This window comes from Acinetobacter endophylla, from assembly GCF_053543775.1.
Genome location: NZ_JBLVOM010000014.1, coordinates 1 through 18,908 on the forward strand (window position 1 = coordinate 1; position 18,908 = coordinate 18,908).

The window sequence follows — 18,908 nt, forward strand, 5'->3', positions numbered from 1 at the left end:
CAACCTGATTTAATTTATCAAGAATTATGGGGGGTCTTCATTGCCTATAATATTCTAAGAAGACAAATGAAACATATGGCTCAACGTGCAAAAGTCAGTCCTTTGAGAATCAGCTTTCATATTGCCTCTATCAGCATCCTGAATATATTAAGATTTGATTCTTTAGACTCCGCAGGGAATTTACCTAAACATCTAGAAAGTTTACTGGAGAAATCGAGGAGGTATGTTTTGCCTGAGAGAAGGGTTAGAAGTTGCCCACGAGTTGTGAAAGGAAAACCGCAGAAATACCCAAGAAAATGCCAGTCAATTTCTTAACTGACTGGCATTACTCCATATGGAGGCTTTTTATATTAAGTGTTTAATGCGAGTTAGGCTGTTGAGTCACTTGCTGATATTTGAGAATGTATTCTTCGCGAATGGCAAGGCGTTGCTCAGGAGATGCTTTTTGCATACGTGCGCCCAGTTCTTTGCGTTCCTGACTGCTCATCATTTGCCAAGTCTCACGCATTCTCTGTTTTTCCGCATCAGGGAGTTGGGTAAACCAGTCCATACGCTGCTGTAAGCTGACACTTTGTTGTTCGGGAATTTCTTTTAGAGATTGGTAACGTTTAATCAGTGCTAATTGTTCAGAATCAGAGAGACTATCCCAAGTATCAGTTACTTGGGTATTCGCATCCTTGGAAAATAGCCAAAAACGTTCAAATCCTGCAAAGCTGGTTTGCAGAAAACTGAATGCACAAAAAGCAATCGCCAATTTTTTAGCTGCCATGTGGAACTTTGTCCTCACCTAAAACCATTAACATTTCTAAATCTTCAAGCATTTGCGGAGACAGTTTTGGGACTGACACCATTTGAGTTTGCGGCTCGTTATGGTCCGAAAGATTTGGTAATACCACAATGCCTGCAATCGCAGCTGCCAAAGCAAAACCTGACATTTTTAGAAATGCAAAGCGTGAATGTTTTGAATCCTGAATTTCTTCAAGAACATGGTGCATGACAACAGGTTTGTCTTTATGTTGTTGTGCCAGTCCATCAAGTTTGGAAGTTACTTGTTTTAAGAAATCATCTTGATTCATTCGGATGACCCTCCCAGATATGGATTTAAATGTGCTAAAGAGGCGCGTAAGCCTTGGATAGCACGGTGGTAATGGGTTTTTACACTGCCTTCTGTGCAGTTCATAATCTGTGCGGTGGTATGCGTATCAAATCCTTCCCAAGCTCTTAGCATAAATGCCTGCTGCTGACGCACAGGCAATTTTGCAATCGCTTCCTGGATTTCTTCAGCAGTAACTGCCTGATCGAGAAAGTCCAGAGGCGTTGGTGTTGATTCATCGACGACATCATCGAATTCAATTTCGTCGTCATCGAGACTGACTTTTTTGAAAAATGAGAATATTTGACCACGCCGTGACTCTTTACGGCGCCAGTCCTGTAACTTGTTGTTGAGAATGGTATAAAATAGGGGATACCATTCTTCAGTGCTTTTTTCTGCATAGGATTTGTGTAAGGAAATGAAAGCTTCCTGAACCAGATCCATGGCAATACCATGATGACCTTGAGTTGCACTTTCCATCATCACCAAAGCACGCCCAGTCACATCCTGCATGAAATTCTTCAGACGTGCTTCAGCCGTACTCTTCAGAATACTTACATCATGTGTTTGCAGCTGTTTTGGTGCTAAATCCATAGAGATGGAAAATCCTGTCATTGGACACCCACCATTATTCCCAAGTTCATAATCATATAACGTTGGGAATTCTGGTTTGGTTGACAATTAAGTTTATTATTTTTGTAGTTTAATCTATTTTATACACGGGCAGGGTCGTATTAAAACACTGTAACCTAAATCCCTAATTAGATACGTTGACGTACCATTTCAAAGAAACAGATCGAACCTGCAATTGCGACATTCAGTGATTCCTGACCACCGGGTTGCGGAATGCTCACTGCTTCAGCATGTTGCATCGCATAATCAGATACGCCTTGACCTTCATTGCCCAGAATCCATACGCAAGGTTTACGTAAGTCTTTTGAATACAGGCTTTCAGCGCGATGTGAGCTAGTCACATAGACAGGGATTTGAAATTGCTCAAGAATTTGTTCAAGCGCAATATTTTCAAAGGTTTGCAGTGTGAAATGTGCACCCATACCGGCACGTAATACGCGTGGAGACCAGAGCGATGCAGAACCTTTGGTACACACAATCTGTTCAATACCGGCAGCAGCAGCAGAGCGAAGCAGGGTGCCTACATTACCCGGATCCTGTACATTTTCCAGAATCAAAGTGTCTGCTTTAAAATCCAATGCATAATTTGCTGTCGGTAGAGTGACCACAGCTAAACAGGCTAAAGATGTTCCTAAAGTGCTTAAATCTTTGTATAAAGACTCGCTTAGAACAAAGACCATACCGGTGTATTTTGCGAGAATTTTCTCGAAATCAGGATGTGAAAGTGCATGTTCAGTGGTGAAAATAGAATCAATCTTACGGTTTTCATGGAGCCAGGCGAGAGATAGATGCGTGCCTTCTAAAACCGTTTGACCCTGTTTTTTACGATAGGTATTTTGTTCAATTAAACCACGTAAGTGTTTAATCTTTGGATTGTCTTTTGAATCAAGAAAAAAAGTTGGCATGGGAGATATAATCCACGGCAGCCGATTCAATATCGACTGCCGCTATAAAAATTAGTTGTGGTAGCTGGTCACAAGATCAACTTCGTTTTTAGAACCAATGATCACTGGTACACGTTGATGTAGATCTGTCGGTTCGATCTCAAGAATACGCACGCGACCTGTAGTCGATGCACCGCCAGCCTGTTCCATGAGCATGCTCATTGGGTTGGCTTCGTACATTAAACGTAGACGGCCAGCTTTAGCCGGATCTTTAAGGTCGTATGGATACATGAAGATACCGCTACGGCAAAGAATACGGTGAATGTCGCCCACCATACAGGCAACCCAGCGCATATTGAAGTCTTTTTCACGAGGGCCAGTCTTGCCAGCTAACAATTCATCGATATAACGCTGTACTGGTGCTTCCCAATGACGCTGATTCGATGCATTAATCGCATATTCTTTAGTATCTGCAGCAACCTGAATGGCTTCAGAAGTCAGTAGGAATTCTTGAGTTTCAGGATCATAGGTAAAGAACACCACGCCTGCACCGACCGTCAATGCCAGCATAGTCGATGGGCCATAAAGCACATAACCTGCAGCTACCTGATGAACACCGGCTTGCATAAAGTCTTCTGCCTGAGTCACAGCATTCTTCGCAGGAAGAATCGAGAAAATAGTACCAACACACATATTGATGTCGATATTGCTTGAGCCATCTAATGGGTCGAACAATACCAGAAATTGACCATTTTCTTGTGCAGGGGTGAATTCGTCCAGTTCTTCTGAGGCCAAACCACCCACATTTGGATGTTGCTGCAAGGCATCAATCAAATAGTCATTAGAAATGACATCCAGTTTCTTTTGCTCTTCGCCTTGAACGTTTTCATGCTGTGCACTTCCCAATACACCCGCTAAAGCACCTTTTTGCAGCAATTGATCAATGTCTTTACAAGTGTTTGCAATTGTTTCAATAACTTGCGCAAGTTCAGGTGTAAGATTCCCGCTTTGTTGTTGTAAAAACTGGGATAAAGTGCGGTATGACATAGGGGGAAACTCCAAGACTTAAATCGGGAAAATATGATCAAAACGATATGCGGCTATATTTTAGATGAGAACGTACTAAAAGAAAAATTAAACTGGATTATTTGTATCGATTTTGCCCTTGCAACTCCTGCGAAAAGTGCTATGTTGAAGACAAAGGAAAATTGAGAATAGGAGCACAGATATGACAACATTGAAGTTTGATGCGACTCCAACGCCAAGCGAAGGCATTACTTTAGATGATATCTCTGAAGACAAGATGAAAGAAGCCTGGCGGGATTATGAAGCAAAACCAGAGTACAAACAATTCAATAAACATGACCTGATCGAATCGATGCATCCGGCTGAACAGGATCAGCTTCCAAAGTAGACCGATTCTTTCATTGTAGCCAATAAAAAGCACTCATGATTGAGTGCTTTTTATTTGATGAAACCATCATGAATGAAAATTATTTCAACAATGGTGGTACCGCTTCATAATTAATTTCTACACGGCGGTTTTCTTTCCAGGCATTTTCGTCATGGCCCGCATTGATTGGCATTTCCTTACCATAGCTGACTGCTTCCAATTGACCAGGATTCACACCAGTCGTCACCAGGAAACTTTCTACTGCTTTGGCACGACGCTCGCCAAGTGCCATGTTGTATTCACGGGTACCGCGTTCATCGGTATGGCCAGTGAGTGCTACACGTGAATTGGCATTGGCCATCAGGAACTGCGCATGGGCTTGCAGCGTATTTAGATCTTCATTGCTGAGCTCAGTACTGTCATAGTCAAAATGCACCACGCGTTTTGCTAAGAATGCTTTATTTTCTGCAGTAACGCCTTTTGCAGAAGCGCCTGCCATGTTTTGTGCATTCAGTGCTGCATCTTCACTCAGACCTTGAGTATTCACAGTTGTTGTACCGGTCGTATCTAAACCGCCCGTTTGAACTTCAGCGGCAGGCTTACGGCTCGCACAACCTGTCATGACAACAGCTGCTGCTAAAAGTGGCAAGGCAAATAATTTTACTTTGTTCATCTTCATCTCCATGAAGTTTGATTATGGGGTAAAGGGTTTATCAATATAAAAATCTTATTTTGGCGCCCAAGCCGGTTCACGGACTTCACCCGTTTCACTTGGTAAATTCATACGGAAGCGGCCATCCAGCGACATGATCGACAAGAGTCCGCGTGCACCTTCACGGGTGGCATAGACCACCATCTGGCCATTTGGTGAGAAGCTCGGCGATTCGTCCAGCGTCGTTGGCGTCAGAATATTGTTCACACCGGAGGTCATGTCCTGAACCGCAACTCGATAGTTACTGCCGCTTGGACGATGAACTAATGCAAGTTTTTTACCATCTGCGCTCAGCGTGCCGCGCGCGTTGAATGCACCACGGAAGGTCAGGCGTTTATTGCTACTTGATTCAAGATCATGGCGGTAAATTTGCGGAGAACCACCACGGTCAGAAGTGAAAATAAAAGATTTTCCATCTGGCGAATAACGTGCTTCAGTATCAATAGCACTGTCATTGGTCATACGTTGTAGCTTACGCGTTTCCAGATTCATCTGGTAGATTTCCGGATTGCCATGCATAGAGGCAGTAAACAGCATGCTCTTACCATCTGGAGAGAAGCTCGGCGCGCCATTCAAGCCGCGGAAGCTGGCCAGTTTTTCACGTTGTCCTGTTGCCAGATCCTGTACATAAATCGCCGGACGTTTGGTTTCAAAGGACACATAAGCGATTTTTTTGGCATCTGGTGTCCATGCCGGAGAAAGGATTGGATCACGTGAGGTCAAAATGGTTTTTGGCTGTTCGCCATCGGTGTCGGCAATCTGCAAGGTATAGCGTTGTTCCGGCGTAGCAGGATTACGCAGCACATAGGCAATACGTCCGCTAAAATCACCAGGAATACCGGTCAATGCCTGATAAATGGCATCACTGATCATATGTGCTGCCTGACGGGTGCGTGAGGCTGGAACAGTCAGCAATTCATTTAATAGATATTGTTTTTTTTCGACATCATAGAGCTGATACTGGATTTCAAAAGAACCATCGGCTGTGGTCTTGGATGAGCCGGTGACTACATAGGGAACACCAGCTGATGCCCAAGCTTCTGCATTCGGATTATTCAATGTCGCTGTTGCAGGCAGGTTTTTTGAAGCACTGGTAAAGCGGCCAGAACGATTCAGGTCATTTTCCACAATAGGATAAATGCTCTGATCCTGACTGAAAGGTACAACGGCAATTTTAGGTGCTGCCTCAGGTGCCTTGGTAATTTCCAGATGCAATTGGGCATAGGACTGGGTTGCCAATACAGGGCTTAAAGCGCTAATGATTGCGAGGCAGAGTAGATGTTTGCGAGTCTTTTCCATCATTCGTTATTTACTCAAATCAACGGATTTATTGTATAGGTGCTTGGGCTACATCATCGCATGGATTTAATAGAATAAAACCATGAATTTATGACCAAACTGTTATGACACTGTGAAAAGTGAATATTATTTAATCAATTTAAAGTGAAGTTTAGCTTAAAAAATAAAAGCCATCACAACATTATTTATGTGATGGCTCCGTTTTTTATTGCGCAGTAAAGGTTGAAGTAAAGCTTCGCGCTTCACGGCGTGCATCTGGATCGGAAGGCATTGGATAAGGTGCAGCAGCACGAACTGCAGCTTCTACACTGGCTTTCATATCGGGATCACTTGCACTTACCACTACAGAAATGACAGAACCACTATCACTTAGCGTGACGCGAGCGTTGGCAGTTTTACCAGATGAACCCACTGGTGTATTCCAAGCCTGTTTAACTTTATTAGTAAAATCGCGCTTCGCAGTGGATGCAATCCGTTTTGATTCCGCTTTTTTCTGTGCAGCTTCTTCAGCAGCCTGTTTAGCGGCTGAAGCTTTGGCATCTGCATCAGCTCTGGCTTTTGCTTCGGCATCTGCTTTGCGCTTGGCGTCTGCATCCGCTTTGGCCTTAGCGTCGGCATCTGCCTTGCGTTTGGCATCAGCGTCGGCTTTAGCAGCCGCATCGGCTTTAGCTTTCGCATCAGCATCCGCTTTGCGTTTCGCCTCTGCATCATTTTTAGCCTTGGCTGCCGCGTCTGCTTTGGCTTTTGCTGCTGCATCCGCTTTAGCTTTCGCTGCTGCATCGGCTTTAGCTTTCGCATCAGCATCTGCTTTACGTTTCGCCGCTGCATCATTATTGGCTTTTGCTGCCGCATCTGCCTTTGCTTTAGCAGCAGCTTCAGCCTTACGTTTGGCATCAGCCTCTGCTTTGGCTTTTGTTGCAGCATCCGCTTTTTGCTTGGCAGCTAAGTCGGCTTTTTTCTGTGCTTCCAGTTTGGCTTTTTGTGCAGCATCGGCTTTGCGCTGTGCATTCAGTTCAGCTTGGCGTGCAGCTTCGGCTTCCGCCTTGGATTTTTGCGCTGCATCCGCTTTGGCTTTTGCCGCTGCCTGTTTCGCCTGTTCAGCTGCTTCGGCACGTTTCGCTGCTTCAGCTGCTTGTTGCGCAGCCTTGGCTTGTGCTGCCTCTGCCGCTTTTAGTTCCTGCTGGGCTTTTTGTGTATCGACTTTAGGAGCAGGCGGAGTCACAGGTACAGCAGGGGCTGCTGTCGGAATCACAGGAGCAGGTTCTATACTGGGTTCAGCAGTCTGGGTAATTTCTTCTGCGACATTTTCATGTGCAGTTTCCTCAAATTCGGTTTCTTCGCGAGTCACCGGTTTAAGGTCTTCTGGCTTGATCAGAACGGTTTTGATCTGTTTTGGCGGTTCAGGGGGTTTACTCATGCCCAGATAAAGTAAGCCCACCAAAGCCACTGCATGGATGCCTAAGGTGAATCCAAGTGCGATGGCTTTTTTCTGAAATGGTGGCTTTTTATAGTCTTTCATACTTTATTCTAATGGCTTGGTCAGTAAACCGACTTGAGAAAGGCCAGCATCCTGCAGGCTGGACATCAAGGCCATCACATCGCCATAAGGACGGGTATTATGGCCATTGATCACGACATTGAGCACCTTGTTTTCATTTTGCGCCTGGGTTTGGGCATCAACAAGCGTACGGGTTAATTCTTCTAGTGTGACTGGGCCGGTCGCCTGATTTTTATATTCTAGATAATATGAACCATCTTCTTTAAGTGTGACAATCCTCGGGGTATCCTTGGAATCGATCGGTAATCCGTTGGCCTGAGGCAAGTCAACCTTGATGCCGCTGGTAATCATCGGGGCGGTGACCATAAAGATTACCAGCAGTACCAGCATGACATCGATATACGGCACCACATTCATGTCACTTTTTAGTGGCTTTTTAATACGCTGAAAGCGTCCTGAAGCTTGAATCGCCATTAGTCTTTGTCCTGAGTTACGCCCACAGACTGACGTTGCAATAGCGCCACCATTTCTTCGGCAAACAGCGCACGGTCAGAATAGACTGTTTCACCTTTGGCCGTAAAATGGTTGAAAGCCAATACCGCTGGAATGGCTGCGAACAGACCGATCGCAGTTGCAATCAAGGCTTCTGCAATACCGGGTGCGACCGTCGCCAGTGTCACCTGATCAACATCTGCCAGGCCAATAAAGGCGTTCATGATGCCCCAGACTGTACCGAACAGACCAACATAAGGTGCAACAGAACCAATACTTGCCAATGCACCCAGACCTTGTTCCAGATGACCTTGGTCACGGCTTAAACCGACACGCAGAATACGCTCTGTTCCTTCAATCGACTGGGCAGTCGGCGCATGGCGTTTTTTCAGTTTCAGGAACTCGCCCAGACCCTGATAGAAAATATCTTCAAGGCCAGTGCGTTTGGAGTTGAGTTGTGCATTGTTATACAGGGTATTCAGCTCAGCACCAGACCAGAAGATTTTCTGGAAATGTTCATCATCGGCTTGGGCTTTTTTATAATTCATATAGAGCCTGGCAATCAGATACCAGCTATATATTGAGGCTAACAGGAGAGAAAGCATCACCAGTTGTACGACAGGGCTTGCTTGTAAAATAAGATCTGAAACTTGAAGAGATGATTCTAACTGAGTCGCCATAGTTGTTACGTGTGCCAATAAATTTTTTTAGTCTTGTTCCAATTCTTTTTGAATTAGTTCGCGGATTTCATCCGGGAGTCGACGTGGTCGCATCTCTGCACTGATACATGCCAACTCAACCTCACCTGATGCAAGCATGATTTCACCACGATAAATATTTTGTTGCAATACAAATGATGAAGCTTTACATGAAATGACACGTGCCGTAACAGTAATTAAATCATCCATCAGGATCGGACGCATATATTTGACATTAATTTTATGCACCACAAAATTGTAGTCTGTCTGATGCCAGTAATGGCTCACTCCAGCGGCACGTAACCATTCGGTACGGGTACGTTCCATATAGCGAATATGATTGGCGTGATAGACAATGCCACCCGCATCAGTATCTTCAATATAAACGCGGATATTGAATTCAAAGTGATTCGCCATAGTTTTGTTCCATGCAGATTTTCGAAATTTTTGCTTGTTTTTAGATGCAGGAAAGGGATTAGAGTTTGCCGGATTCCTGCCAACAGTCAAGCAATTTAGCGGGACAAAGTTTAGCATTTTGAGTTTTGAGACCAATGGCACAAGGTGTCAAATCTGGACAGAAGTGGTATCGAGGAAGTATAGAACAGCTAACAGCTCATTTATAAAACAGCAGCAGATACTAAAATGCGCGAGTCCATGGAGCCGCGCATTTTTTGTAGCAGAGGATTAGCCTTTATTTTTCTGTTTCCAGTTGGCCTGAACCTGCTCAGCCACTTTTGGATAGTCCAGAATAAAACGGACATGGCTTTCAACACCGGTTTTCAGGGTCGCATCATCAACAATGAAATTCGGGTTATGGTTCGGTGCGGCTTTTGCCGGATCCTGATCTGCTGGTGTGGCACCGACAAACACGAAGAGCGATGGCATGAGCTGGCCATAATAAGCAAAGTCTTCACTGGCGCTGGCATTGTTGTCTAAAACATGCAATTTATCTTCACCATGCACGCTCGCCAATGTCGGGCGCATCAATTCAGTCAAGGTTTTATCATTGGTGGTCACTGGTGCATAAGGTGCAATTTCGACTTTCACCTTGACGTCATTGGCTGCGGCATTGTGTTCCAGCATTTTTGGCAAGTCTTTTAAAATGCCCTGACGTACATCTTCACTATTGGAGCGAATAGTCCCGACCATATTGACCTGATCTGGAATGACGTTGCCGGTGGTGCCGCCCTGAATGCTGCCAATACTGACCACACCCATTCCTTTGGTCAGGTCGGCTTTACGGCTGATCAGGCTTTGTAAATTGGTGACCATCTGGGCAGAGGCATAAATTGGGTCTTTACCTGCCCAAGGCATGGAGCCATGCACCTGACTACCATTGACCTGAATACGTAAATGATCGGCACTGTTTAAAATCGCACCATCTTTGTAGAAGATATTGCCACTTGGCATACCTGCCATTACATGCATCCCGAAAATGACTTCAGGTTTTGGATTTTTTAATGCACCGTCGGCAATCATTTTACGTGAGCCAATCTGATCGCCATGAGTGAAGTTATCAATATCTGCACCGCCTTCTTCGGCCGGCTGGAATACAAACACCACTGTCCCCGCAATTTTATCTTTATTGGCGGCCAGCACTTTGGCTGCACCCAATAACATGGCGGTATGTGCATCATGTCCACAGGCATGCATCACATAAGATTCTTTACCTTGATAAATGGCTTTTTGCTTGCTGGCGAAAGGCACCGTTGCAGTTTCTTTAATTGGCAATGCATCCATATCTGCGCGTAATGCCATCACAGGGCCGGGTTTTGCACCTTTTAATACACCGATTACACCAGTTTTGGCATAGCCTTTACGTACTTCAATGCCGTAGGATTTTAATTCTTTTTGGACCAGCTCCGAGGTTTTGAATTCCATATTGCCCAGTTCAGGATGCTGGTGGATATGTTGGCGTAATTTGATGGTGTGTGCTTCAGCAGCTTGTACAGAATCATCAATCCAGTCGGCCAGGCTGAGCTGGCTACAGAAAAGAAGAGGGAGACAAAGGGATATCTGCTTATACATGTTCATACTTCAGGAGAACCTTAAGAATTTTAAATGGTTAAAGAGATTCTTTAGGATGGCATACTGATCTAATTTCGACCAAAACTCTCTAAGTATTTTTTGATACCTTAAAGGTATTCTGGGTGTTAATATCTGTTCTTAAAGAGCTTTATTTGTTCTTTTACATTGTAAAAGTATGTATATAAATTGATTTTTTATATTTATAAGGTATGAAAATTATAAAAATTTCAGGCTAAAAAGGGATAAAAACGATTACCTCTATATCAATAATCTGAATGAAGTGAAGATTTTTTAAACCTCTTAAACTTATTTTGGCACTTAGATTGCTTTCACTCTTTCGTAATATTTTTTATGACGGAAATTGAACACATGTTAAAACCTTTGGCTTTATCTCTGGCAGTAGCTTCAAGCTTAAGTTTTATTTCGACAAGCCTATGGGCTGAAGACTTTAAGATACTGAAACAGCTGGAAAATAAACCGACATTACTCAAAAGTGGTGAATATAAAGGTCATTATTATGTGCCGAGTACCTTAAATACGATTACTTGGGGTTATCTGCCAAATAAAGATGCAAAACCTGTCTTGACTGCCCCTTCAGGTAGCACAGTTACTTTCGATACAGTTTCGCATGAAGGGCTGCTGGAAGATCAAGGCCGCAATGCAGAGAAATATTTCACATCAAAAGGCGTCAAGCCTGAGCATGTATTGGATGAAGCCAAGCTGATCACGAATTCCAAATTGAAACATGATTTCCATAAAGATGGACCACACATTATTACCGGGCCTGTCTATGTAGAAGGGGCAATGCCGGGCGATATTCTAAAAGTGGAGATTTTAAAAGTTGAACCGCGTGTGCCTTATGGCGTGATTTCAAACCGTCATGGCAAAGGCACCTTACCCGAATTCCCGAAACGTCAGAAACATGAGCATGCATCTCCAGCCAATCCTGATGCTTATGGCAACGTGTCCATTTTTACCCCAATTGAGAAAAATGCGGATGGTGTATGGGAAGGCGTTTTAAAAACTGAATCTGGTAAAGCGATTCGTTTCCCGCTGAATCCGTTTATGGGCACGATGGGCGTTGCACCAAATACCAGTGAGCCTGTGCACTCTGTGCCACCATCATTTTATGGCGGGAATATCGACATCAATGAATTAGGAGCAGGGGCTACGGCCTATTATCCTGTACAGGTGCCAGGTGCTTTATTCTATACAGGCGATAGTCACTTTGTACAAGGTGATGGTGAGGTGGCTTTAACTGCCTTGGAAGGTTCGGCACGTGCGACTTTAAAATTCACTTTGCTTAAATCTGGAAAAGATAAAATTCCGGGTGCAGAGATTAAACAGCCTCTGGCTGAAAATGCTGAATTCTGGATCACGCCGGGTCTGGATGAAGACTTAGATGAAGCCATGCGTAAATCCACCCGTGAAGCGATTCGCTTCCTAGTCAATGAATATGGCATTTCTGAAGAAATTGCCTATGCCTACTTAAGTGCAGCGACTGATTTTGAAGTGTCTCAAGTGGTCGATCGAACCAAGGGTATTCATGCGATGATTCGTAAAGCAGATTTTAAGGAGTTTAAGAAAGAAGAGAAGTAATTTCTTTATTCAGTTTTTTGTTTTGTGCTTTTGCCAGCTGATTCAGGTATGGCCAGTTGGCTTTTTCTTTTGTAATACTTTGAAAATGTTTAGAATGTGAGAAATAAATAATTAAATTAAAATATGTGGGGAAACGTGCAGGAACAACAAACTCAAGCTATGGCTTTACAGCAGCCGAAAGATCAGAAAGTGTATTTAGATGTGCAACATTCGACAGATTGGGTAGTTGTAATCAGTGTTATAGCGTCCGCAATTATCAGCTTTATTGGATTTTTAATTACTATATACGTTGTAAAAAAATCAACTGAATCACAGATCAAGTCTAATGAGGACTTGATTAAATCCCAAAATGAAATAAAAGTTAAAGAATTAAAAACGCTCTATAAACAACGTAGGGCAGAAAACCTTAGAGTTATAATTTCTGAAATTTCATCATATGGAATTGGTTTTTTAAGTAATGCTAAATTTCGATATTTGATTACTAAAAACATAGCCAGTTTAGATAATGAAAGTTTAAAGCTGAATTACCATCAGTTTGAAAATAGTATAACCAAGGTGCTTTCATATATCAGACCAGGTGAGGTGCTAGATGAACAAGTTAGAAAGGAGTTATTTGACTTATTAGATATGGCAACGCAGTTAATTAGCTGTATTTTGGGAGATAAGGATTGTACTGACCAACTAGAAGAACTTGAATATAAGTTGGGATATATTAATGCAAGTTTAAACATATTTTTAATTAATATGCTAAATGAAGAAGCAGCCTAAGCTGCTTCTTGAAATCACTTCTCTTTCGGTTCAGGTGGTGTCATCCCAAACTGCAAATACGCCATATTGGTGGCAATACGACCACGCGCAGTACGCATCACATAACCTTGCTGAATCAGGTAAGGCTCAATTACATCTTCCAACGTGCCTGAGTCTTCCGCCATAGCTGCTGCGAGTGCCTCAACACCGGCAGGGCCGCCATCAAAACGCTCAAGTAACATCGACAGGTAACGGCGGTCGAGGGTATCTAAACCATCTTTATCGACTTTGAGCATGTCCAAAGCACGTTGGGCCATATCCTGATTGATTTCACCAGTCCCTTTGACCTGAGCGTAATCACGGACACGGCGCAATAAACGGTTGGCAATACGTGGTGTGCCTCGTGAGCGACGGGCAATTTCTTTTGCGCCATCTCCCGTCATAGGTACATCCATCAAATTGGCTGAACGCTTGACAATGTGGGTTAAATCTTCAACCGAATAAAACTCTAAACGCTGTACGATTCCGAAACGGTCACGCAGCGGAGAGGTGAGTAGACCGGCACGTGTAGTTGCAGCTACCAAGGTAAATGGCGGTAAATCCAGTTTAATCGAGCGAGCAGCAGGGCCTTCACCAATCATGATGTCGAGCTGATAATCTTCCATTGCCGGATACAGGATTTCTTCAATCACGGGTGAAAGACGGTGAATCTCGTCAATAAACAGGACATCACCTTCTTCCAGATTGGTTAGCATCGCGGCTAAGTCGCCGGCACGTTCCAGAACCGGACCAGAAGTTGACTTGAGATTGCCACCCATTTCTCGGGCAATAATATTGGCCAACGTTGTTTTACCCAGACCTGGCGGACCAAAAATCAAGGTGTGATCGAGGGCTTCTTCACGGCCGCGGGCTGCACCAATGAAAATTTCCATCTGCTCACGAACCACCGGTTGACCGATGTAGTCATCGAGGGAAGTTGGGCGGATGGCGCGATCGAAATGATCTTCGGGTTTTTCAGAACCACTGATGAGACGGTCTTGCATCTTTTGAGTTAATCTCTATGGTTTATTTGAGGTGAATAAAGTCATAGCCTCAAAATGCTCTTGGAATTTCTATGCCATTGAGTCGGCATGCTCTTACTTTTGACTGGGCAAAAGTAACAAAACCCATTTGTTAAACTGATGCTACGTCCTGATAGCACAGTTTAACAGGCGACATCCATGTCGCCAGGTAGATTCTGATACTGGCATAAATTTTATATTCAATATCTGATTGCTATTATTTATTCATCGACTTTAATGCAGCGCGGATAATATCGCTGGCTTCTGTAAATTCGCCTTTGGCGGCATTCACCAGTTTTTGTGCTTCAGCAGGCTTATAGCCCAAGGACTGTAATGCAGCTTCCGCTTCAGCCACGGCTGAATTGCCCATAAACTGAATCTGTGGTGCAGTTGAATTACTTGGCACAGCACCTGAAGCCATGGCTTTAAAGCGGTCACGCAATTCAATCATTAGGCGTTCTGCAGTCTTTTTACCCACCCCCGGAACCTTGACCAGAGTATTGATATCTTCATGTTCAACGGTGTGGATCAGCATTTCCACACTTAAAGTGGAAAGGATACCAAGCGCCATTTTCGGACCAACGCCGTTCACCTTTAATAAGGTACGGAAAATGGTTTTTTCCTGCGCATTGATAAAGCCATAAAGTAACTGGGCATCTTCACGAACAGCCAGATGGGTCCACAGGGTAATGTTCTGGCCTTTTTGCAACTGACAGAAAGTGGTTAAAGGAGTATCAATCTCATAACCTACGCCGTTTACATTTAATAAAACAGTAGGCGCTTCAAGTGCCAGCACTTCTCCAATCAGGCATCCAATCATTTTTTATATACTCAAATTTAATACAGGCATAGTAGTCAGCATTTTCGATAAAGGCAAAACTCTATCATTCAAAAGCAGTGATTTTGCTGAGATTATCATCAGGCGCTCGTTCGTGTTAGAGTAACCCGGCTTTATTGCCATGCAGTTCCTGCGCCAGATTATAAGCCTGATGATCCGAGAACTTGGAGACAATATCTAGCACCTGCATAATGTTGTCATAATGATCAGCGCTAAACTGCGCACCCGAGCGTTTTAAAATAGCCATCAAACGCTGCTCTTTAAAGCTTAAAGTTTTGTGCGGCGTGGTCAGTGGAATAAAGGCATCCAGAATCGTTTGCAGACTTTGATGCGCGATAATTTCCAGACCGGCTTTTTGCGGATGTTCGAAGATTTTGTCTCGCGCCAGTTCTTTGGCCCGGTTAATGCCAATCTCAATGTCGGCACTACAATAACCCAGCAATGAGCCTTGCAATTGGCCCATCAAAATTTCCTGTTGATGTCGGGCAAAGGCCGTAGTGACTTCATCTACCAGACGTTTCATGACCCGGCCACGTAAGGCGGCAATTTTTTGTTGCCAGGTGGTATTAGGCAGGTTGATTTCTTCAGGTGTGCCATATTCTCCCAGCAAGTTCAGGAAAACTGGCTCGACTTCGGTGTAACTGAGCATATTCAGGCTGATACCATCTTCCAGATCAATCAGAGCATAGCAGATATCATCCGCAGCTTCTAAAAGATAGGTCAGTGGATGACGACAATAATGGTATTCACCAAGCTGGATTAATCCTAACTGTTCAGCAATTTCCTGCAAAATTTCTTTTTCAGACTGGTAACAACCAAATTTTGGACGTCGGCTGGCCGGGGTGTTACCAGTCGGGTCAATCGCCTCAGAGAGCCATGGGTATTTAAGATAGGCGCCGAGCGTAGCATAGGTCAGGCGCATGCCGCCATCATAGGGATGATAATCAATCTTGGTCAGCAGGCGCAGGCCTTGGGCATTGCCTTCAAACTGGCGTACATCGGCTTCCTGTTCAGGACTCAAATCTTTTAAAAAATCGGTATGAGATGCATCGTCAAACCATTCCCGAATGGCGTATTCACCGGCATGCCCAAAAGGTGGATTACCGATATCATGTGCCAGACAGGCGGCCTGAATGATGGCACCGACATCAGCCGGAGAAATCCAGGCAGGTAAATTATCTTTGATTTTCTCGGCAGCCAACATACCGAGTGAACGGCCAATACAGGAAACTTCCAGCGAATGGGTTAAGCGGGTATGAATGCCATCATGCTGGGTCAGTGGATGGACCTGGGTTTTGCGGTTTAACTGCCGGAAGCTTTGCGAAAAAATAATACGGTCATAATCTTTATGAAACGGGCTGCGTGCCAGTTCAGTGCTCTGCTTTTTACTACCAATCCGAACTGTCGAAAGCAGTTCTAACCAACGCATTTGAGTCATTTATCATTATTCAGTGATCCACTATTTGCATCATGCCAAAAAACCAGCTCTGACACTAGGGCAGTGCGACATGAATTGTCTTGCTGCATATTGTTATTTCAGTCAGCTGGAAAAAACTAAGAATTAAAAATCGAAATCATCAAATGAACAATAAAAAAGCAGACTCAATGGCCTGCTTTTTGTTTAAGGCGAAGAATCAGATTAGCTCTTCGCCATTTTTCTTGGCCTGTTGTGTGTCTTTATAGACATTCAGGCAAATCGTGAACAAGACCAGGCTTGCCACCAATGGCCAAAAAAGTACATATAGAGTCAATAATTGACTTGTCATCTGAAATCTCCTTATTTACTTTTCTCAGATAGATGGTGAAATTCAATCACCATCTTGTTGATTTGTTTAAAATCAAATCGTTCTTTACTGTAGACCAGCGTCAACACAGTACATACCAGCGCACTACTGCCATAAGCTGTCAGTGAGCTTAACAAGGTGCCGTATTCACGCAAGAAGCCGATGGTCCATGGCATGAAGCCAATACTGGCCAATATGCCAACGACCAAGCCCACTTTCTTGCCGAAGAAACCAAAGGTCATCAGACCCAGCACCACACCAATCCCCAGGGTCGCAACGAGTTCAAAGCCAAGTGCGATCAATCCCTGAATCGGAAGCCATTCAAAACGTACAATCAGAAAGCTGAAAAATGCGAGGCCCACTGACCAGTTAAAGGCCCGAGCATTCACCTTGTCCCAATACAGGCTGACAATCACAGGGAACACAATAGAACCCCAAAGCGCACCCACAAAAATCAGCATCGACAAAATGTCAAATTTCAAGGTGGCAATCACAATCCCCAGCATGGTGGCAACGACCATGGTCATACGACCAATAAACAGCATTTTCTTTGGATCAGGACGGTTTTTCGCAATCTGTTTGCCATAAATGTCCGTCATGACAATCGCAGACAGGGCAGACAGATCCGAGTCAGCGGTAGAAGAAAGGGCTCCAATCACCATGATAAATAAAAGCGCGACCATAAATGGCGAAAGATAAGTCGCTGCCATTTGTGGAATCAGGTTATTCAGGTTGCCATCAATGGGTTGAATACCTGCAAATAGCGCCAGTAATCCAAGCATGCCTAGACCAATGACAATTGCAGCATAACCAATGGTTGCAGTGATAAAACTCGGTTTGATCAGGTCTTCACGGACTGCAAACAGGCGCTGGGCAATGGTCTGATTACCAATCGCGTAAGCCAATACGGCAACAAAAAACGGCGCGCCTTGTTCCAGAAAGGCTGTTTTAGAGAAAAAATCCAGCTGTTCCGGTTGCAGGTTATGAATCCCGCTTTGAAACAGGGAAGGTCCGCCTAAGGTAAAGAATAAGGTTGGAATAATGATCACAGCCGCGACAATCATCGCCACCAGCTGACCAAAATCGGTAAAGACCGAAGAACGGAAGCCCGACCAGAGGGTATAGGACAGCACACCGATGCCGGTAATCAGCACGCCATGGATAAAGCTTAAAGGAGATAAAATTTCAACCAGTGCCCCAGCGGCGGTAAAGTTCACCATCAGGCTGATGACGCTACCCACAATATTGGAACCTGCCAGAATCATCTGGCTTTGGTTGCCATGCCGGGCATGCATAATTTCTGCCAGGGTGTGGGCATTAGGTGCCAGTTCACGAAAGCGCTTACCAAAGGGATAGATAAATAAAATCATCAGCGCACCCCACAAACCATAGTGTAGGGCACCGGAAACGCCGTATGTATATCCGGATGAAGCTGCTGCATAAAATGATGCAGCCCAGATCCAGGTGGCGGTCATACTGGCCGCAGACATTCCAAATCCGATGGAGCCATTCGAGACCATGTAGCCATCAACATTTTCATTTTTCTGTTTAATACGTAACGATAGTAAAAAGGTGATGCCATAGAAAAGCACCATCAATAGTACAGTTGCTGTACTAGTGAATTGAAACATACATACTCCTTAAGCGGGTCACCTTTTGTTTTTGAAAATTAAATCATTGGTGACAGATTAAGGCTCTAAAATAGACAGAGCAGTGAAGCTATAGAACATCAAAAAGTTAGTGTCCGAATATAGAATTTATATTCATCTCTACAGCAGAAAGGAAAAACCATTGCTAGGCCCAGAATTTGGACATTTCCTCAGCAATTCGGCTAGAGCTTAACATAAAATCATCAAATTTACTGATGAAGTGTCTGTTTGTTAAGATTCTTAGCTGATATAGACGTATGAGTCTGTTCCTCTGTTGATTGAATAAAAAAGAAAATTTCGATATTTTTTCAGCAATTACAGATATTTATTTTAAATTTTTCGAGTTAAATAAAACCTAGGAATACGGATTAAATAAAAAGGTAACAAAATTTTATTATTAATCATTTCTTCATTATTTTTTTATATGAGCCTCATAATTCCTGGTGAATTTTCTTATAAATACGAGTGGTGTTTTGCTATTTATATTGTGCTTTTTACGC

At 43.8% G+C, this 18,908-nt stretch carries 20 protein-coding genes and 1 pseudogene; 4 read left to right on the forward strand and 17 right to left on the reverse strand.

Annotated elements, in window-relative coordinates; genetic code table 11:
* Positions 1 to 315 (forward strand): annotated as a pseudogene (locus ACNPNW_RS02325) (IS4 family transposase); the annotation flags it as partial.
* A 43-nt stretch (positions 316 to 358) separates the two neighbouring features.
* Here ACNPNW_RS02325 and ACNPNW_RS02330 read toward each other — a convergent pair.
* From ACNPNW_RS02330 to ACNPNW_RS02350, 5 genes are all read right to left on the reverse strand, one after another.
* A complete protein-coding gene (locus tag ACNPNW_RS02330; protein WP_420937820.1) occupies positions 359 to 769 on the reverse strand; it encodes a DUF3106 domain-containing protein in 411 nt (136 codons plus the stop codon).
* Entirely contained in the window at positions 759 to 1,076 is a 318-nt protein-coding gene (locus ACNPNW_RS02335; protein ID WP_004279120.1) for a hypothetical protein, read from the reverse strand. Before ACNPNW_RS02335 ends, ACNPNW_RS02330 begins: the two co-directional genes overlap by 11 nt.
* Positions 1,073 to 1,687, reverse strand: a complete 615-nt coding sequence (locus tag ACNPNW_RS02340) for an RNA polymerase sigma factor (RefSeq protein ID WP_129717051.1) — start codon at positions 1,685 to 1,687, stop codon at positions 1,073 to 1,075. The genes ACNPNW_RS02335 and ACNPNW_RS02340 overlap by 4 nt, the downstream gene beginning before the upstream one ends.
* Positions 1,688 to 1,854: 167 nt before the next feature.
* A complete protein-coding gene (locus tag ACNPNW_RS02345) occupies positions 1,855 to 2,631 on the reverse strand; it encodes a TrmH family RNA methyltransferase (RefSeq protein WP_004279118.1) in 777 nt (258 codons plus the stop codon).
* Between the two features lie 51 nt (positions 2,632 to 2,682).
* Entirely contained in the window at positions 2,683 to 3,657 is a 975-nt protein-coding gene (locus ACNPNW_RS02350; RefSeq protein ID WP_044112048.1) for a class 1 fructose-bisphosphatase, read from the reverse strand.
* A 181-nt stretch (positions 3,658 to 3,838) separates the two neighbouring features.
* Here ACNPNW_RS02350 and ACNPNW_RS02355 point away from each other — a divergent pair, with 181 nt between their 5' ends.
* Positions 3,839 to 4,024, forward strand: a complete 186-nt coding sequence (locus tag ACNPNW_RS02355) for an NF038105 family protein (RefSeq protein WP_004645674.1) — start codon at positions 3,839 to 3,841, stop codon at positions 4,022 to 4,024.
* 79 nt (positions 4,025 to 4,103) lie between these two features.
* On the opposite strand, the gene pal is transcribed toward ACNPNW_RS02355, so the two are convergent.
* The 7 genes from pal to ACNPNW_RS02390 form a co-directional block, all read right to left on the reverse strand.
* Complete coding sequence (gene pal, locus ACNPNW_RS02360) at positions 4,104 to 4,676, reverse strand: peptidoglycan-associated lipoprotein Pal (RefSeq protein ID WP_004279115.1); 573 nt, start codon at positions 4,674 to 4,676, stop codon at positions 4,104 to 4,106.
* Positions 4,677 to 4,730: 54 nt separating this feature from the next.
* Positions 4,731 to 6,014, reverse strand: a complete 1,284-nt coding sequence (gene tolB / locus ACNPNW_RS02365) for a Tol-Pal system beta propeller repeat protein TolB (RefSeq protein ID WP_171501400.1) — start codon at positions 6,012 to 6,014, stop codon at positions 4,731 to 4,733.
* Positions 6,015 to 6,219: 205 nt separating this feature from the next.
* Entirely contained in the window at positions 6,220 to 7,533 is a 1,314-nt protein-coding gene (gene tolA / locus ACNPNW_RS02370) for a cell envelope integrity protein TolA (RefSeq protein ID WP_448766459.1), read from the reverse strand.
* Positions 7,534 to 7,536: 3 nt separating this feature from the next.
* Positions 7,537 to 7,986 carry a protein TolR gene (gene tolR / locus ACNPNW_RS02375; RefSeq protein WP_004645670.1) on the reverse strand — a complete coding sequence of 150 codons (450 nt, stop codon included), beginning with the start codon at positions 7,984 to 7,986 and terminating at the stop codon, positions 7,537 to 7,539.
* Positions 7,986 to 8,684, reverse strand: a complete 699-nt coding sequence (gene tolQ / locus ACNPNW_RS02380; protein WP_253137816.1) for a protein TolQ — start codon at positions 8,682 to 8,684, stop codon at positions 7,986 to 7,988. Before tolQ ends, tolR begins: the two co-directional genes overlap by 1 nt.
* Before the next feature lie 27 nt (positions 8,685 to 8,711).
* Entirely contained in the window at positions 8,712 to 9,119 is a 408-nt protein-coding gene (gene ybgC, locus ACNPNW_RS02385) for a tol-pal system-associated acyl-CoA thioesterase (protein ID WP_004645668.1), read from the reverse strand.
* A gap of 267 nt (positions 9,120 to 9,386) precedes the next feature.
* Positions 9,387 to 10,730, reverse strand: coding sequence for an amidohydrolase (locus ACNPNW_RS02390; protein ID WP_448766468.1), 1,344 nt, complete (start codon positions 10,728 to 10,730; stop codon positions 9,387 to 9,389).
* A 369-nt stretch (positions 10,731 to 11,099) separates the two neighbouring features.
* Here ACNPNW_RS02390 and ACNPNW_RS02395 point away from each other — a divergent pair, with 369 nt between their 5' ends.
* Positions 11,100 to 12,329, forward strand: a complete 1,230-nt coding sequence (locus ACNPNW_RS02395) for an acetamidase/formamidase family protein (RefSeq protein WP_448766460.1) — start codon at positions 11,100 to 11,102, stop codon at positions 12,327 to 12,329.
* A 135-nt stretch (positions 12,330 to 12,464) separates the two neighbouring features.
* Positions 12,465 to 13,097, forward strand: a complete 633-nt coding sequence (locus tag ACNPNW_RS02400) for a hypothetical protein (protein ID WP_420937813.1) — start codon at positions 12,465 to 12,467, stop codon at positions 13,095 to 13,097.
* Positions 13,098 to 13,111: 14 nt separating this feature from the next.
* On the opposite strand, the gene ruvB is transcribed toward ACNPNW_RS02400, so the two are convergent.
* The 5 genes from ruvB to ACNPNW_RS02425 all read right to left on the reverse strand — a co-directional run bounded on the left by ruvB (position 13,112) and on the right by ACNPNW_RS02425 (position 18,390).
* Positions 13,112 to 14,119, reverse strand: a complete 1,008-nt coding sequence (gene ruvB / locus ACNPNW_RS02405) for a Holliday junction branch migration DNA helicase RuvB (protein ID WP_004279105.1) — start codon at positions 14,117 to 14,119, stop codon at positions 13,112 to 13,114.
* 235 nt (positions 14,120 to 14,354) lie between these two features.
* Positions 14,355 to 14,957 (reverse strand): Holliday junction branch migration protein RuvA, encoded by a 603-nt coding sequence (gene ruvA / locus ACNPNW_RS02410; RefSeq protein WP_448766461.1) that lies wholly within the window; start codon positions 14,955 to 14,957, stop codon positions 14,355 to 14,357.
* A 115-nt stretch (positions 14,958 to 15,072) separates the two neighbouring features.
* On the reverse strand, positions 15,073 to 16,413 hold the full coding sequence (locus tag ACNPNW_RS02415) for a deoxyguanosinetriphosphate triphosphohydrolase (RefSeq protein WP_005106412.1): 1,341 nt from the start codon (positions 16,411 to 16,413) through the stop codon (positions 15,073 to 15,075).
* Positions 16,414 to 16,609: 196 nt separating this feature from the next.
* Positions 16,610 to 16,741 (reverse strand): putative transporter small subunit, encoded by a 132-nt coding sequence (locus tag ACNPNW_RS02420; RefSeq protein WP_004645659.1) that lies wholly within the window; start codon positions 16,739 to 16,741, stop codon positions 16,610 to 16,612.
* 11 nt (positions 16,742 to 16,752) lie between these two features.
* Entirely contained in the window at positions 16,753 to 18,390 is a 1,638-nt protein-coding gene (locus ACNPNW_RS02425) for a sodium:solute symporter family transporter (protein WP_448766462.1), read from the reverse strand.
* Positions 18,391 to 18,908: the final 518 nt, after the last annotated feature.